Annotated in this window: 14 protein-coding genes; 9 read left to right on the top strand and 5 right to left on the bottom strand. The window is 65.5% G+C overall.

Translation table 11 applies throughout. The features are described 5' to 3' along the window. Positions 1 to 10: 10 nt before the first annotated feature. From IHE49_RS14805 to IHE49_RS14795, 3 genes are read left to right on the top strand one after another with little or no spacing between them, the layout of a single operon-like run. Positions 11 to 1747, top strand: coding sequence for a glycosyltransferase family 39 protein (locus IHE49_RS14805; protein WP_192159255.1), 1737 nt, complete (start codon positions 11 to 13; stop codon positions 1745 to 1747). Between the two features lie 24 nt (positions 1748 to 1771). Further along, positions 1772 to 2773 (top strand): glycosyltransferase, encoded by a 1002-nt coding sequence (locus IHE49_RS14800; RefSeq protein WP_192159253.1) that lies wholly within the window; start codon positions 1772 to 1774, stop codon positions 2771 to 2773. A 3-nt stretch (positions 2774 to 2776) separates the two neighbouring features. After that, entirely contained in the window at positions 2777 to 3781 is a 1005-nt protein-coding gene (locus tag IHE49_RS14795) for a glycosyltransferase (protein ID WP_192159251.1), read from the top strand. Here IHE49_RS14795 and IHE49_RS18680 read toward each other — a convergent pair. Beyond that, positions 3770 to 5833, bottom strand: coding sequence for a glycosyltransferase (locus IHE49_RS18680; protein WP_192159249.1), 2064 nt, complete (start codon positions 5831 to 5833; stop codon positions 3770 to 3772). The genes IHE49_RS14795 and IHE49_RS18680 overlap by 12 nt on opposite strands. Before the next feature lie 109 nt (positions 5834 to 5942). Between IHE49_RS18680 and IHE49_RS14785 the strand changes: the two genes are divergently transcribed. The 4 genes from IHE49_RS14785 to IHE49_RS14770 all read left to right on the top strand — a co-directional run bounded on the left by IHE49_RS14785 (position 5943) and on the right by IHE49_RS14770 (position 10209). Then, positions 5943 to 6758: a glycosyltransferase family 2 protein gene (locus tag IHE49_RS14785; protein WP_192159247.1), complete on the top strand. Its 816-nt coding sequence runs from the start codon at positions 5943 to 5945 to the stop codon at positions 6756 to 6758. A 229-nt stretch (positions 6759 to 6987) separates the two neighbouring features. Further along, on the top strand, positions 6988 to 8025 hold the full coding sequence (locus tag IHE49_RS14780) for a CDP-glycerol glycerophosphotransferase family protein (protein WP_192159245.1): 1038 nt from the start codon (positions 6988 to 6990) through the stop codon (positions 8023 to 8025). Positions 8026 to 8140: 115 nt separating this feature from the next. Continuing rightward, positions 8141 to 9880 (top strand): glycosyltransferase family 39 protein, encoded by a 1740-nt coding sequence (locus IHE49_RS14775; protein WP_192159243.1) that lies wholly within the window; start codon positions 8141 to 8143, stop codon positions 9878 to 9880. Then, a complete protein-coding gene (locus IHE49_RS14770) occupies positions 9877 to 10209 on the top strand; it encodes a hypothetical protein (protein WP_192159241.1) in 333 nt (110 codons plus the stop codon). Before IHE49_RS14775 ends, IHE49_RS14770 begins: the two co-directional genes overlap by 4 nt. A gap of 226 nt (positions 10210 to 10435) precedes the next feature. Here IHE49_RS14770 and ntrC read toward each other — a convergent pair whose 3' ends face one another. The 3 genes from ntrC to IHE49_RS14755 all read right to left on the bottom strand — a co-directional run bounded on the left by ntrC (position 10436) and on the right by IHE49_RS14755 (position 14505). Beyond that, the gene (gene ntrC / locus IHE49_RS14765; RefSeq protein ID WP_225578468.1) at positions 10436 to 11812 is read right to left on the bottom strand and encodes a nitrogen regulation protein NR(I); all 1377 of its coding nucleotides are present in this window, start codon (positions 11810 to 11812) and stop codon (positions 10436 to 10438) included. Next, entirely contained in the window at positions 11805 to 12815 is a 1011-nt protein-coding gene (locus IHE49_RS14760; protein WP_192159237.1) for an ATP-binding protein, read from the bottom strand. The genes ntrC and IHE49_RS14760 overlap by 8 nt, the downstream gene beginning before the upstream one ends. Before the next feature lie 388 nt (positions 12816 to 13203). Next, complete coding sequence (locus IHE49_RS14755) at positions 13204 to 14505, bottom strand: hypothetical protein (protein WP_192159230.1); 1302 nt, start codon at positions 14503 to 14505, stop codon at positions 13204 to 13206. 186 nt (positions 14506 to 14691) lie between these two features. Between IHE49_RS14755 and IHE49_RS14750 the strand changes: the two genes are divergently transcribed. Then, entirely contained in the window at positions 14692 to 15117 is a 426-nt protein-coding gene (locus IHE49_RS14750) for a helix-turn-helix domain-containing protein (protein WP_192159228.1), read from the top strand. 530 nt (positions 15118 to 15647) lie between these two features. Beyond that, on the top strand, positions 15648 to 16286 hold the full coding sequence (locus IHE49_RS14745; protein WP_225578467.1) for a hypothetical protein: 639 nt from the start codon (positions 15648 to 15650) through the stop codon (positions 16284 to 16286). 61 nt (positions 16287 to 16347) lie between these two features. Here IHE49_RS14745 and IHE49_RS14740 read toward each other — a convergent pair whose 3' ends face one another. After that, complete coding sequence (locus tag IHE49_RS14740; RefSeq protein ID WP_225578466.1) at positions 16348 to 16572, bottom strand: hypothetical protein; 225 nt, start codon at positions 16570 to 16572, stop codon at positions 16348 to 16350. Positions 16573 to 16667: the final 95 nt, after the last annotated feature.

The following is a 16667-nucleotide window of genomic DNA, read 5'->3' as shown; positions in this document are numbered from 1 at the left end:
TCCGGCATCCATGTCCGCTCTCTCCCAGGCCACGCCGCAGGAACGCCGCCGCTTTTGGCTGCTGCTGCTCATCGCGCTGGTGATCCTTGGCGCAGGCATCGGTCTTCGCGACCCGTGGCCCTCGGACGAACCGCGCTTCGCGCTCGCCGCGAAACAGATGGTGGAAAGCGGTGACTGGCTGTTCCCGCACCGCGGCAGCGAGCTGTATGCAGACAAGCCGCCGATGCTGATGTGGGCCGAGGCCGCCAGCTTCGAGCTGGTGCGCTGGTGGCGATTGGCCTTCATGCTGCCCTCGCTGCTGGCAGGGCTGGGCACGCTGCTGCTGGTGTACGACCTCGGCCGCCGCCTGTGGAATCGCCGCACCGGCCTGTATGCGGCTGGTGGCCTGCTGCTGGCGTTCCAGTTCGTGTACCAGAGCCAACGCGCGCAGATCGATCCGCTGGTGGTGTTCCTGATCACGGCGGCGAACTGGGGCCTGCTGCGGCACCTGCTGGCACCGCCCGACAACGGTGCGAATGCCAACTGGCCGATGTACTGGTTTGCCTGCTTCTGCGCCGGGCTGGGCGTCATCACCAAGGGCGTAGGCTTCCTCGCGTTGCTGATGCTGGTTCCCTACGCTTGGGCCGCGTACCGCCGCTGGGATGGCGTGGCGCGGCCGGGTCGCGGCGCCTGGTGGCGCTGGTTGCTGGGCCTGGTGGCGGCGCTGGCGGCCATCGCGCTGTGGCTGCTGCCGATGCTGTTCGCCGCGCATGCGCGTGCCGCCGATCCCGCGTATGCGGCCTACGTCAACGACATCCTGTTCCACCAGACCGCGAAGCGTTACGCGAACGCGTGGCACCACATCCACGCGTGGTGGTACTACATCCCGATCCTGCTGTTCAGCTGGCTGCCGCTGTCGCTGCTTTACCCCGGCTGCCTGCCGCGCTGGCGGAAGGCGCTGCAGCAAGGCGAGGCGCGCGTGCTGCTGCCGCTGGGCTGGATGCTGCTGGTGCTGCTGTTCTTCAGCGCCTCGCCGGGCAAGCGCGACGTATACATCCTTCCCGCGCTGCCGATGCTGGCGCTGGCTTGCGCGCCGTTCGTGGAGGAGCTGTTGCCCGGGCGCTGGCTGCGCGTGGCCGGCCTCGCCTTCATCGCCGCGCTGGGCGCGTCGATGCTGGGGCTGGGCGGCTATGCGTTGCTGTCGCACGCACCCGGCGTGGCGCAGTTCGCCGCCGAGCATGGCCTTGCTGACGGCGGCGCCGCACTGTGGCGGATGTGCGTGGTGCTGGGCGCGGTGCAGCTGACGCTCGTCGCCACGCTGCGCGTACGCCGTGCCGTATGGGCGGTCTGTGGCGGCATGGCTGCGTTGTGGCTGGCGTGGGGATGCTGGGGGGTGCCGTTGCTCAATCCTTCCAGCTCCGCGTCCGCGTTGATGGCTGAAGTGCGCAGCCATCTCGGCCCGCAGGACGAAGTCGGCCTGGTGGCCTGGGTCGAGCAGGATCTGCTGATGCTGGATCGCCCCGCCGCCGACTTCGGCTTCAAGCAACCCTGGCATATCCAGTTCGCGCGTGCCGTGCGCTGGCAGGCGCAGTCGGCCGCCACGCGCTGGCTGTTCGTGCAGCAGCCGGCGATGGGGGATTGCGTGAACCGTTCCAAGGCGATTTCCCTCGGCCACGCCAACCAGCGCGACTGGTGGATGTTCAAGGCCGATGCCTTGGTGCCGGGTTGCCTGCCGGGCGCCAAGGTCGACGGCGAGAGCGAGGACTGACAGCGTGCCACGGTCTCCACGTCCATGAGCAACATCAACCTGATCGCTCGCGACAACGGCGCCGGCCTCACCCGCGACCTGCGCCTGCTCGCCCGTCTGCTGGCCGAGGCGGGCCACGATGTGACGATCACCGGACTGGGCCATCGCGGCCGCCTGGGCAATCGCTTGCGGCGCCTGCACGCTCGCCTGCACCGACTGCTGCGCGGCTGGTTCGATGGCCGGCTCAATGCACGCTACGACATCAACATCATGCTCGAACACGTGCGCCCGGAGATGTTCGACCAGGCACACGCGAACGTGCTGGTCCCCAATCCCGAATGGTTCCGCGCCGAATGGTTGCCGCACCTGCGCGGCTTCGACCTCGTGCTGGCCAAGACCGGCCATGCGGAACGCCTGTTCGCCGCACTGGGTTGCCGAACCCGCTTCATCGGCTTCACCGGCGAGGACTGCCTGGTCGAGGACGTCCCGCACCAACCGACCTTCTTCCACGGGCCCGGTCGCAGCGGCAACAAGGGCACGCTGCCCCTGCTGGAGCTGTGGGCGCGCCATCCCGAGTGGCCGCAACTCACCGTGGTATGGCGGCGCAAGCGCGTAGAGCTGCCGCCGATGCCGGCCAATGTCACGCTGATCCAGGACTTCCTCGACGAAGCGGAACTGCGCCGGCTGCAGAACGCCAGCACCTTCCACCTGTGCCCGTCGCAAACCGAGGGCTACGGGCACTCCATCGCCGAAAGCCTGAGTGTGGGCGCCGTGGTGATCACCACCGACGCCGAACCCATGAACGAGCTGGTCACCGCTGGGCGCGGCGTGCTGGTGACCGCGCATGCGCAAGGCACGCAGGAGCTGGCCACGCTGTACGACTTCGATGGCGCTGCGATGGAAGCCACGATAGCGCACTGCCTGGCCATGCCCGAGGAAGAACAGCAACGTCTCGGCCGCGCCGCACGCGAGTGGTTCCTCGCCAACCGCCACGACTTCGAGCAGCGGCTGTGCGACGCCGTGGCTGCCGTGCCCGGGCGGAACTGAACCGTGCACCGCACCGTCAACCTGATCGTGCGCGACAACGGCCTGGGCTTGTCGCGCGATGCGCGTCTGCTGGCCGAAGCGCTGACCGCACACGGCTGCCAGGTCGAATACACCCGGCTCGGCGAAGCGGACGAGCGCGAACGCTGGCGCCACGGCCACGGCTGGCGCGCGCGGCTGGCGCAGTGGCGGCATGCGTGGTCGCGGCTGCGCGGCCGGCCGCGCTACGACGTCAACATCATGTTCGAGCACCTGTGGCCGCTGCATCTGCCGCTGGCCCGGTGCAACATCGCGCTGCCCAATCCCGAGTGGTTCGACGCCAGGGACCAGCTGCATCTGCGCCGCATCGACCATGTGTGGGCCAAGACGCGGCACGCGGAGCAACGGTTCCGTGAACTCGGCTGCGCCGTGCGCTGGGTGGGCTTCGCCAGCGAGGACGCCGCCGTGCCCGGGCACGTGCAACAGCGCACGTTCTTCCACCTGGCCGGCGGCAGTCGCACCAAGGGCAGCGAGGAGCTGGTCGCGCTGTGGCTGCAGCATCCGGAATGGCCCGTGCTCACCCTGGTGCGCCACGGCGGCTTGTCAGAGCCCGCGACGCGGCCGACGAATCTGCAGGTGGTCGACGAATACCTGGATCTGGATCGGCTGCGCGCCTTGCAGAACACGCATGCTTTCCACCTCTGCCCGTCGAAGACCGAAGGCTACGGGCACTATTTGTGCGAGGCGATGAGCGCAGGCGCGATCACGGTCACCACCGATGCCGAGCCGATGAACGAATTGGTGCAACCGGACCGCGGTCTGCTGGTCGCCGCCACCGCGGAAGGCCAGCAGGGATTGGCCATGCTTTACCGCTTCGAGCCTGCGGCGATGGAACGCGCGGTGGAAACCTGCCTGCGCATGGACGACGCCCAGCGCGCGGTGATGGGCCGATGCGCACGCGCCTGGTTCGTCGACAACCAGGCGCATTTCTTTGCACGCATCGGCGCGGCACTGGATGTGCTAAGCGCCTGAAGATAGCTCGGCCACGTGCCGATCCACGCCGAGTTCGCAACGCGTGATGCGTTCTGCGACCGTGGCGTGGAACAGGCGATTGTTCGGCAGGCTCATGTCGTTCACGTCGGGCTGGGCGCGCGAATCGTGCTCAAGGTGCGCGGCCAGCGCCGCCCACTTCAACTGCTTGCGCCGCACGCCGGCATTGCCCAGGCGTGCGGCCAGTTCGCGGTCTTCCGCGCCGTAGCCTTCCATGCGTTCGTCGAAGCCGTTCACGCGCAACAGGTCGTCGCGCCAGAAGCTCATGTTGCAGCTCATCACGCGCCCGCCGTTGCGGCGCCGCGCCTTCCAGCGCGCCAGCGGTAATGCGTGGAACGCATACAGCCGGCGGATGCCGTCGAACACGTGGAAGTCCGCCTTCGCCCACGGCGCGAACACGGGACGGCGGCCGGCCAGCAACCCTGCCGTTTCCTGCGCCGTGCTCTTGAAGCGGCCACCCTGGAGGAAACAGCCCGGGCTCGCCAGCAGGAGGTGGTCGGCCACGAAATCGCGATGCAGGATCATGTCGCCGTCGATCAGGATCACATAGTCGCCCTTCGCCATCGCGATGCCCAGGTTGCGGCAGCTTGCAGCGCGGAAGCCGAGATCTTCCTGCCATGCATGGCGCAGCGGCACGGGGAAGTCCCGCGCGATGCGCGCGATAAGCTCGCGCGTTTCGGCACCGGAACCGTCGTCGGCGACGATCACCTCGTCCGGCAGCCGCGTTTGCGCGGCGACGCTTTGCAGCACGCGCGCCAGCGCCGCCGGCCAGTTGTAGGTGAGCACGATCAGCGACACGCGCGGACGCATGGCGACGGCCATCTCGCGATCGTGCCGGCGCCAGGCCAGTCCCATGCCCAGCGCCAACGGCAGCCAGAACAGCAACCAGTTGACATCGGGTTTCAGCATGATGTCGGGCGTGTCGAATTGCAGCGCCACACTCGTGTACACCCACAGCGCCAGCAGACAACCGCCGATCGTCGAATTGCGGTGACACCATGCCCGCCAGCCTGTCAGCAGCCACAGCGCGAGCGCCAGCAGCAGACCGGGTATCCCGGACATGATCGCCATGTGCGTGAGCACGTTGTGGCTGTGCGGCAAGACCTGCCCGCCCGCCTGAATGGTGTACTCGCTGCCCATGCCCAGCCCGCGCCACGGATGCTGTTCGATCAGGCGCCAGGCCTTGCTGAAAATCTCCGGACGATAGGAGAGCCCGCGCTCCACCAGGTAACGCCAACCGCCCAGGGCAACGGCCACTGCCGCCGCCGCGAGGATGGCCAACACACTCAGCCTTGCCTTGTTTCCCCGGGCCGTCAGCAGCGTGGCCGCCACCGCGGCAAGGATCGCGAGCCAGCTTGCCCGGCTATCGGTGGACAGCACGAAGGTCGCGAGGATCGCCAGCGCGAGCCAGCGCAGCACCTGCTGCCAACGCCGGAGCACCGGCACCTGCATCATCCAGACGATGGCGGCACCAAACGCGTAGGCCGCGATATTGGGATTGTTGAGCAGGCCGAACGCCACCACGCGCCCCTGATCCCGCCAGTCCAGCGTGTTCAGATGACGCCACGGAAACATCGCCATCGCCACCAGCGCGGCACACGCCAGACCGATGCCTCCCCAGTACAACAGCCTGCTTAGCAGCAAGGGATAGTTGCGCGCCACCGCGGCCCAGCTGAACACGAACAGTGCGATGTAGGCCACCACGAAGGTCGCGTCTCCGACGTGACCGTAATTGGCCCACAGCGACGAAACCATGATCCAGGCCAGCAGCACCAGCAGCAACGGCCCTTCGCTGGCGACCACGGCCTGCCGCATGAAATCGCGGACATGCTTCGCCATCCACCACACGGCCGGTAGCGCGAACAGCAGCAGCAGGCTCATGTGATAGGGCTTGCCGGGATTCCACACCTTGTCGCCCACCGGACTGGCGGCCATGCCGACAACCAGCCACCACATGCCCAGCAGCAGCCAGCGCGTTGCCCACTTCGGCAAATCGAGGCGCAAACGGGTCAATGGCAATCGGGTATCGGTCACGCTTGTCCTTTCGTTTCAATGATGTCGGCCACTGGCGCAGGCATGATGCCCGAACGCAACTGAAAAGCGGCAAACCACCGGGCGAAGGCGCGCCCGCTAGAATCGCGCCATGCCCATCTTGCCCTTCACCCTCGCCGTCATTGCCCGCAACGAAGCCGGCGTGATCGCACGCTGCCTGGACAGCGTGCCGTTCGCCGCGGAGAAACTGGTGGTGGATTCCGGCAGCGAAGACGGCACCGTGGCGGTGGCGCAAGCGCATGGCGCGCGCGTGGTGCACCAGGACTGGCTGGGCTTCGGGCTGCAACGCAACTTCGCCACCACGCAATGCAGCCACGACTGGATCCTGGTGCTGGACGCCGACGAATGGCTGTCGCCGGAGCTCGCCGCGGAACTGGAACGCGGATTGCCTGCGCTGATGTCCGGTGACGCCGCCGGTGCCGTGTTGCGTCGACGCACCATCTACATGGGCCGTCCATTGCGCTGGTATCGGCCCAGCGTGGGCGAGAAGCTCGCGCGCTTCTACCATCGCGGCCGTGCGCGCTGGACGGATGCACGCGTGCACGAATCACTGCGCCTCGAGGGCCGTGCGCCGGTATTCGATGCGCCCTTCGAGCACGCCAACAACCCGACCCTGGTACACAAGCAGCTCAAGGTGCTGCGTTACTCGGAACTGAAATGCCGCGACTGGCTGGACAAGCGCAAGCCCGTGCGGATGTGGCAGGCACCCTTCGTGTACCTGCTGGCCTTCCTCAAGGACTACGTATTCCGGCTGGCCTTCCTCGACGGCTGGCGCGGCTTCCTGATCGCGCAGACCGCAGCCAGCTATGCGCTGTACAAGCGCATGCGCTACTACGAGATGGCGAACAACCCTGCGTCGGTCGCCGAGGCGGCCGACGCATTGGAAAAGCACCACATCGAACGCTGACCTGCACGCAACCACAGACCCCGGGATGGCGAACCCGCTTGGCACGTTCGCCTCCTCTTCCCTACGGGGAGAGTATTGAGGTGATGGGTCAAAGCTTGCCTCGCACTCGTCAAAGCGAGCTTTGCTTCGATGCAAAATCCTCGCAAGGACCACCCCTCACCCCGGCCCTCTCCCCAAAGCGGAGAGGGAGAAAAGCTAAGCTACCCGCCTCCCCCGAATACCTTCCATCATGCCCAAGCACTACCTCCTCTACGGCTCCGAGCGCTATGCGCTGGCGATCCTGCGCCCGATCCAGGCGGCAATCCGCGCGCGCGGCGACGAGGCGGCATGGTTCTTCGACGGCCCCGGTGCAGAGGACCTGCATGCCGACGAGCGCCTGCTGACGGTACGGGAAGTGCGCGCATGGAAGCCGCTGGCGGTGATCACCTCGTCCAACGCCGTGCCGCATTTCTTCCCCGGCGTGAAGGTGGAAACCTTCCACGGCTTTGACGCAGGCAAGCCGCGGCACATCTACGTGCGCGGCTTCTTCGACCTGTATTGCACCACCGGCCCGCGCGACACCGCGCAGTTCCAGGCACTGGCCGACCAGCTCGGCCATTTCAGCGTGATCGAGACGGGCTTCCCCAAGATCGACCCCTTCATGCGCGAACTCGGCGGCGCCATTCCGCCGGTGCAGGCGCCGCCGGTGATCCTCTACCACTCCACCTTCTCGCCTTCATGGAGCGCGGCCGAGACGCTGTACGAGGAAGTGAAGCGGCTGTCGCGCGACGGCCGCTGGCGCTGGATCGTCAGCTTCCATCCGAAGATGAACCCGGAAACCGTGGCCAAGTTCAAGGCGTTGCAGAACGCCTACCTGAGCTTCGCCGAGAACGACAACATCCTGGAGCTGTTCGGCCAGGTGGACATGATGTGCTCGGACACCAGCTCCGCGCTCAACGAGTTCCTGCTCACGGGCAAGCCCGTGGTGACCTTCAACAATCGCCGCCCCGGCCCGCAGCTGATCGACATCCACGACGCGAAGGATTTCGAGCCGGCGATCGAACGCGCCTTGAGCCGGCCGCCCGAGTTGATGCAGGCCATCCGCGATTACGCCGATGCCATCCATCCTTATCGCGACGGCCGCTCCAGCGAACGCGTGCTGGATGCCATCGATACCTTCGTCGCCCGCGGCGGCAGGAACCGCCGCGCCAAACCGGGCAACCTGTGGCGCAAGCTGAAGATCCGCCGCCGCATCGGCTACTGGGGGCCGGCACGCTGGCCGCGTTGAACGCATAGGAGCGCACCCTGTGCGCGAAAGCCCTCCGGCTTGATCGAAGCCAAGGCATTCGCGCACAGAGTGCGCTCCTACAGGTAGGCGCGGCTAGAATCGCGCCGTTGCCCCCATGAGCCAGCCCGTGACCCTCAGCCCCTACAGCCGCTCCGAACACCTGCGCTCGCTCTGGCCGTGGCTGCCGCTGTGGACGGCGGTGGCCTTGCTGGCGATCTTCGCGCACGGCCCGATGCCGCTGTATTCCACGCGGACCCTGGCCGTGGCGTGGGAGATGTGGCACGGCCACCATTGGCTGGTGCCGCATATCAACGGCATGCCATACAGCGAGAAGGCGCCGCTGCTGTTCTGGCTGATCCATGCCGGCTGGTGCGTGTTCGGCGTGAGCGACGTGTGGCCGCGCGTACTCGAGGTGATCTTCGGCGGCGCCGAGCTGGTGCTGGTTTCGCTGATTGCGCGCCGCCTGTTTCCCAATCGCGCCTGGATGGCCAAGGCTGCGCCGTGGACGCTGCTGGCGCTCAGCTACAGCTTCCTGTTCGGCCTGCAGATCATGTACGACGTGCTGCTGGCGGTGTGGGCGCTGGCAGCGCTGTTGTGCCTCACCCCGACCACGCGCCGCGAGGAACCGCGCTGGTGGCTGTTCGGCCTGTGCATCGGCTTCGGCCTGCTCACCAAGGGACCGGTGATGCTGCTGCACGTCGTGTTCCCGTGGCTGCTCGGTCCGTTCTGGAGCGGCTTTGCCCGCACGCATCGCACGCGCTGGTACGGATGCGGTGTGCTGGCCATCCTGCTGGGCCTGGTCATGCTGGTGGCGTGGGCGGTGCCGGCAGGTTTCGCAGGCGGACCGGCCTACATGCACCGGCTGCTCTTCAGCCAGACGGCGGCGCGCGTGGTGCACGGCGTGCAGACGGCCGAACCGCTGCAAAGCCATGCCCGCCCGGTGCTCTGGTACGTGCTGATGCTGCCGGCACTGCTGTTCCCCTTTTTCGCATGGCCGCGTGCCTGGGTGGCACTGGCCACGCTGCGCAAGCCGCTGGAGCCGGGCCTGCGCTTCGCACTCGCCTGGGTGCTGCCTACCTTCCTGGTGTTCTCGCTGGTGCGCGGCAAGCAGATGTACTACCTGCTGCCGGAACTCGCCGGCACGATGCTGCTGCTCACCGCGGCCATCGCGATACTGCGCGAACGCAGGCCGCGGCTCGCCGGCACCGGCTGGCTGGGCACATGGCCGCTGGGTATCGGCAGCCTTGCGTTCGCGCTGCTGCTGTTCGCACTGCCGAACCTGGTGGCGGGCAACCAGCTGCATGGCGAGTGGCCCGATGCCTGTGCGCCGTACAGCCGCTACTTCGCCGTGGTGTTCCTGCTGCTGGGCCTGCTGCTGCTGCTGCGCGGGCGCGGCGAGCTGCGCCGCCTGGCGGTAGCGGGGCTGGTCGGTACGCTGGCACTCAACACCTTGTTCACCCTCACCATGTGGCCGCGTTACGAACTGCGCCCCACTGCGCAGCTGCTTGGCGAGACGGAGCAGGCCGGCCGCGCCGTCGGCTACATCGGCAACTACGAGGGCGAGTTCCACTTTCAGGGTCGACTGACGCAACCGATCCAGGAGTTGAACGGCAACAAGCAGATCGCCGCGTTCGCACAGACACATCCCGAGGGTGTGATCGTGGAGCACCCGGAAAAGCTCGACGCCCAGGCCATGCGCTACGGGTTGCTGATCCAGCCGTTCCGCTCCTCATGGATCGTGGTGTGGCCCGCCGCCACCCTCGCCGACCTGCGCAGCGGCACGACGCCACCCGAGCCGGCGCAACCGCCGCAGATCTACTCCCCCGACAGCAGCCCATCGCGCGCGCAACCGTGAACAAGGACGCCCTGATCGCCAGCCTGCGCAGCCAATGCAACGGTCCGCGCGACGGGGCGTTGCTGCGCTATGCCTTGGGCGATGCGCTGCTCGACATGGGCGACGCCGCCGGGGCGGCCGCAGAATTTCGCCACGCCTTGCGCTTCGATGCACGCTATTCCGCTGCATGGAAATTGCTCGGCAAGGCGTGTCTCTCCCTGGATGACCGTGCCGGCGCTGCCGAAGCGTGGCGGCATGGCATTGCCGTGGCGCAGGCACGTGGCGACAAGCAGGCGGAGAAGGAAATGGCCGTGTTCTTGCGGCGGGCGGAGCGCGAGACGGGCGGCTGACTGCCGCCGTGGGTGACTCGCGCCGCCCGTGCTTCGTACGAAAGAAACCTGCGGGAACCTGGGTACAACTATCGCCTACGCGATGGACAATGCGGGTCATCGCGCCATATCCGAGCCGCAAAGTCTTCATCCTGCCCTGCCCGCCCGGGTCGGCATCCCGCAATGATCGCACCCGCCCGTCATGCACGGGATCGACATCTCCTGTGCGCGACCGGTGGAAGCGGAATCACCGCCTGCGCTGTCGCGATGCACCCAACTTGCGCGTAAGCGTGTTGCGGCCTACCCCCAGAGCCGCCGCCGCGTTCTGCCGATGACCGCCATGCGCGGCCAAGGCCGCTTCCAGCAGTACGCGATCGAGCGCCTCACGGGCACGGACGTGGATGTCGGCCTCGCCATCGGCCAAGGCTTGCTCGGCCCAGGTGCGCAACGCATCGCTCCAATCGCCCGCGACACCGGACGACGGCGAGGCACCAAGATCCGCCGGCAGGATTTCCGCGCCGGGTGCGATCACCGCCAAGCGACGGCAGAGATTTTCCAGTTCGCGTACGTTGCCGGGGAAATCGCGTTGCGCCAGCGCCTTCAGCGTGGCCCTGGCGAAACGCTTGGGTGGCAGCTTGAGCTCCTGCGCGGCAGCGGCGAGAAAGTGTTGGCCCAGCAGCGGAATGTCCGCGCGTCGTTCGCGCAGCGCGGGCAGTGCGATGCGCACCACGTCGAGTCGGTGCTTGAGATCGGCGCGGAATTGTCCGCTGGCCACCCGCGCGTCCAGATCCTGGTGAGTGGCGGCCACGATGCGCACATTGCAGCGGATCAGCTCGCGGCCGCCCACGCGGTAGAACTCTCCGCCGGCGAGCACGCGCAGCAGGCGCGTCTGCAGCGCCAGCGGCATGTCGCCGATTTCGTCGAGGAACAGCGTGCCGCCTTCGGCCTGCTCGAAGCGGCCCGTCACCCTTCGCTGCGCACCGGTGAAGGCACCCGCCTCGTGGCCGAACAATTCGCTCTCCAGCAATTCGGAGGGAATCGCCGCGGTGTTGAGCGCCACGAAGGCACGGTCGCGCCGCGCGCTCTCCTCGTGCAGCGCACGCGCCACCAGCTCCTTGCCGGTGCCGGTTTCGCCGGTGACCAGCACGTTGAGGTCGCTGGCGGCCACGCGACCGATCAGGCGGAACACTTCGCGCATCGGTGCGCTTTCGCCGAGCAGCGCATGCGTGGCCACCGTCGACTGGGCCGGTGCCGCGGATTGAGCACCGTCGGCCAGCACGCGGCGCACCGTGGCCACCGCCTGGTCGAGGTCGAACGGCTTGGCCAGGTAATCCGCCGCGCCCGCGCGATAGGCCGCAGCAGTGGTAGCCACGTCGGTGAACGCGCTCATCACGATCACCGGGCCGATGCCCTGCGCCTTGAGTTCTTCGAGCAAGGTCAAGCCGCTTTCGCCCGGCATGCGCACGTCGGTGACGAGCAGCGCGGGCCGGCTCTTGCGAAGCGCCGCCCGCACCGCATCGACCGTGTCGAATTCGCGCACCGCGAGCCCGGCATCGCGCAATGCCGCGGCCAGCACGAAGCGCACGCCGCGATCGTCGTCGGCTATCCAGATTTCGTCATTCATGCCCACGCTCCAACGGCAGGTACAGCGAAAACACCGTCTCGCCCGGACGGCTGGTGCAGCGCAGCTCGCCGCCATGTTCGCGGACGATTTCGCGCGACAGCGCCAGGCCAAGGCCCGTGCCGTCGGCGCGGCCCGACACCAGGGGCTCGAACAGCGTGTCGCGCAATTCCGCCGGCACGCCGCAGCCATCGTCGATCACGTCCACGCGCAAGGCGCTGCGCAGCACGCGCGCGCCGGCACGCACGCCATGCTCCGCCCGCGTGCGCAAGACCAGCGTGCGCGCACCCGCTTCCACCGCGTTGCGCGCAAGGTTGAGAAACACCTGTTGCAGGCGATCCGCGTCACCATGCACGTCGGGCAGGCTGGGGTCGTAATCGTGGCGCAGGCGCGGCGGCGAAGGTTCGGCCTGCAGCAGGTCACTCAGGCGGTCGAGCAGTTGGTGGATGCCCACCGCACCCAGCCGGGCGGCGCCATCGTGATGCAGCAGCCGGTTCGCCAGCGCGGCGAGGCGATCCGCCTCGTCGATGATCAGACCTGCCAGCGCCTGCAGCTCCGCACCATCGACGCGACGCTGCAGCAGCTGCGCCGCCCCGCGCAGGCCGGCCAGCGGGTTCTTCACCTCGTGCGCAAAGCCGCGCAGCGTGGCGGACAACGGCGACGCCGTGCGCGAGCGCTCGGCCAGCGGATGCACCTCGACCAGCAGGCCGCCATCGCCGTCGGGCTGGAGGACGATATCAGCCTGCAACGTGCGCTCGTCGAACGCGGAAAGCGTCGCCTCGCGCAACTGCACGAAGCGCGATTCGTCCAGCGCGCGCCGCGCCTGCGCCAGTTCGTCCGGCGCACGCAGCCACAAAGCCAGTGGCTGCCCGACCGCGCTGCGCATGCCGCTGCCCAGCAACTCGGCCAGCGCACCGTTGAGCCAGCGCACGCGCAAGTCAGCGTCGACCTTGGCTATTCCGGTCGTCAGCTGCTCCGCCCACGTCTGCCATGCTTCGTTGCGCATTGCACCATCATGGGACGTGCGCGGAAATGGTGCAATGGCAGACGGATTGGCAGTCTTGCATTGCCTGACTTTGTCGCGGCAACTTAACCCCGTCGCGAACCAAACGGGCGGTTGGTACGACGTATCGGCAAATCACACGCCAGACCACTGGCGTCAATCCCGCGAAATCTCATTCGACGCGAACAGCGATGCATTTGCCTTCTTGGCAGCGTATCGCTCCGTCTTGTATCGGGGCAGGCTTGGACCGGTTCGCAAAAGGCGTTAAGCCACGACTCGTGGCTTAACGCCGTCAAGGCGCTCAAAAGGGGCATATTCTCGGTCGTGACCTGCCCATTAAGCGCTTGGTCGTTGTCGCGAGTACCGTTCGATTACGCTTCGAAAGCACTCGTTACCGCACGAATTGGCCGCCGGGTCCGGATTTCTTCAAAAGTCGACTGACGGCATCCGCTGCGGGGAAATTGGATTCCAGGCAATTGGGCGCGGCCTGAGCAATCGATTCACCCGCACTTTGCTTCACCGGGGTTGCCAGAAACGCGTGCATCTCGCCCTGGTGCGGCCCGCTGCACACGATTGCCATGCCTCCGATTTGTCCGCGGCTATTGATTTTGGCGGCGAAGGTCGCGAACAGGCTGGGACCGGCAGGGAACAGCGTGTTGAGGTCGGTCATCACGCCGTTCTGCCAGATGAAGGCATGAGACCAGTAGAAGTTGGAGTTCCACTCACCCCCCACTACTTGGTCCTGGTTGTTGTTGCCGAAGGCTATGCCCGCAACATCTCCCGGCAGGAGTCCGAGCACCGTGGTGAGTTTGGTGGTGCCTGTGCCTTTGACAATCTGCCAAATCGCGCCAGTTTGGGTAGTTCCGTCAGCACTACCGACGGTTCCGACGATTTGGCCCTGGTTGTTGATGTTCTCACCGAAGCCGCCGGTTCCGAGGTCAGAAAGCGCAGACGCAGTGCGGTTTTCCCACAATATGCCGTGAATGGGTCCGCTGCAGTTTCCCGAGTAGCCTACGGCCTGACCAAGATCGTTGATCCAAAATGCGAACCCGTCTGGATCGCCATCTACCGTAGGAAGCGCGTGGGCCTTGCCGTTTTCCCACAACACCGGCAGTTGAACCCGATTATTAGTGGTGCCGGCCTGGCATGAGGTATCCACCGCACCGTTTTCTGCCATTCCAACGATTTGTCCATGGTTGTTAATCGCGCTCGCCTCCCCGTTATTTCCGCCTAGTGTTGGGAGGGCGCTCATCTGGAAGGGCTGCCAAAGAAACGGAAGACACGTAAGGTGGGTGCCGAATCCGCAAATGTCTTCGCCGTTCGGGTCCGGGACAGCCGTTTCGGAATCACCCACTACCTGCGCGAGGTCGTTGATCTCGCCAAAGTTCATCCAACTGTTCGGTCCGCCGAGCGTGCCGAGGTCAACGTAGTATCCGTCGACGTTTATCAGTGCGCGTCCGTTTAAGGGTACCCCGGATAGCGAATCCCCCTGCCCCGGTAGAAAGTTCCCAGCCATGATCTCCGACCAGCCCTCGTCGTTGACGGACATGACCATCGAATAATTGTCATTCTTCGGAACGCCCAGATCGGTAACTTGGTAGCTCACCTGAGCGAAGGCATTGCCAAAGCAAGTCAGAGCAAACACCGTAGCGCAAGGCATCCAGAGATAGCGCAGCTGCTTGAACATGTTCATATTTTTGCCTCCCACGAAGTTTCAGTTCCGATCCCCAGGTTCCTGACAACGCAGCCCTCCACGCGAGCGCCAGCTGGACGGAGCTCGCATCGCGACGGGCGGGACGATAGTACAACCAGTTGTAGTTTGCAACTAGTTTTAGTGTCGTAGAATGGCGCCGGACTGTCCATTCGAGTTGGAAGCAGCGTGCGCACGAGTCATAGATCCGAATGCGTCATCAACCAAACGCTCGAAGTGCTTGGCGATCAATGGACTTTGCTCGTCATCCGCGACATCGTTTTCGTTAATCGAAGGCATTTCCGCGAACTCCTGACCAAATCTTTGGAGGGAATCGCATCGAATATCCTTGCCGACCGACTTCGAAAGCTTGTCGAGCAAGGGATCATCACCAAGTCCGATGACCCCACCCATAAACAGAAGGCGATTTATAGCCTTACGGAGAAAGGCATCGCACTGGTTCCTCTTCTGTTGGAAATGGCTGCATGGGGACACGAATATTTGCCCACTTCAAAATTACAAGGGCGGGCTCGCACCTTGAAAGAAGGTGGGCCTGAAATACGCGCGGAATTCATGAATGAACTTCGGAAAATGCATCTTCCGGCATCAGGATGAGCTGCTGAGCTACCCATGTTGAGCAGTCCGTCCGTTATACGACTGGCCCACTAGACCGGCTTTAGTGCCGTCCCATTGCACACACTATGGGTGTCATATCGGGGCGCTTTTGCAAATCCGCACCATAGATAACTCATTGACCCAAAGAACACGCACAGGTTATGCGTCTTAATAGACGCGATAGTCTGTGTCGGCACGCGGTTAAATGCACAAACCATGGGGCGCTAAAACGTACGGACTTTGGAGTTCTGTCCAGGGTTCTAGTTGGCGAGAAGGTCAGGTACCGCCGACAGCAGACACCAACAGCCCATGCACCTGGGGGGACACGAGCTGTCCGACCCCTTTGAGTGGTCATGGCAATGTTTGATGTAGTGGCTATTCGTGCGAGCCACTGTCGGCCCTAAGGTACGAAAGCAACCATGCAGCGACGGCACCCAGCTGCACGTCAGACCGGGTTGACGCACATGCGGTGCTGCCGTGTGTCCCGACCGTTGCGACCCCGTTGCCCTGCCAGCCCATGGAGCATCCACATGAAGCCTTTCCGCCGAAATCCGATTTCATACTTCTCGGCAGCCGGTCTGCTGCTGGTGTGCATGGCGTCCATGCAAGCCTCCGCCGCCATGTCTGCAGCATCAGTCGCAGTACTCCCTCCCGGTTACACGATGGCGTACACCGGCGACCCGCACGATTTCGACTATTTCCAGGGCGCCTGGACGACTCGGCAACGCCGGCTGGTCAAGCGTGATGTGGGCAGCAAGGGACCTTGGGAGGCGTTCCCGGCCACGCTGTGCATGGCCGAGTATCTCGACGGCAAAGCCACGGTGGACGAGCTGTATTTTCCGACCAAGGGCTGGGCCGGTCTGACCCTGCGCTTGTTCGATCCTGCCAAGCGGCAGTGGTCGATCTACTGGGTAAGCAGTGCCGATGGCAGGATGAGCCCCGCCATGGTTGGCGGCTTCCACGGCAACCACGGCGAGTTCTATGGCGAAGACCAGGACCAAGGTCAGCCGGTGAAAGTACGCTTCCTGTGGACCAAGCTCGATCCCGACCATGCTCGATGGGAGCAGTCGTTCTCTTACGACGATCGTACTTGGGAAACCAATTGGATCGCTGATTTCGTGCGCGCAAACCCAGCCGATACCTGCACGCACGGCCGCCCAAATCGGTGATCGGGCAACACTGACACGAGACGACGAGCAGCGTGTGCTCGTCGTCCCTTCCTTCCGCCGGTCAGAGCGCGTAGTACATCTGGAACTCCAGCGGGTGCGTGCTGGCGCGGTAGCGGGTGACTTCCTGCATCTTCACCGCGATATAGGCGTCGATGAAGTCGTCGGTGAACACACCGCGCGCGATTCGTTCAGCGCGCGCCGCGCCTGCGACAGTTCGTCCGCGCAACCACAAAGCCAGCGGCTGTCCGACCGCGCTGCGCATGCCGCTGCCCAGCAATTCTGCCAACGCACCATTGAGTCAACGCACGCACAACCCGGCACAGACCCGGGCCACCCTGATCGCCAGCTGCTCTACCCACGCCCGCCAAGCTTCGTCGCGCA

Source organism: Rhodanobacter sp. 7MK24 (genome assembly GCF_014842995.1).
Lineage (GTDB): Bacteria > Pseudomonadota > Gammaproteobacteria > Xanthomonadales > Rhodanobacteraceae > Rhodanobacter_A.
The sequence above is the reverse complement of the archived record's forward strand: the minus strand, read 5'-3'. Positions and strand labels throughout refer to the sequence as shown.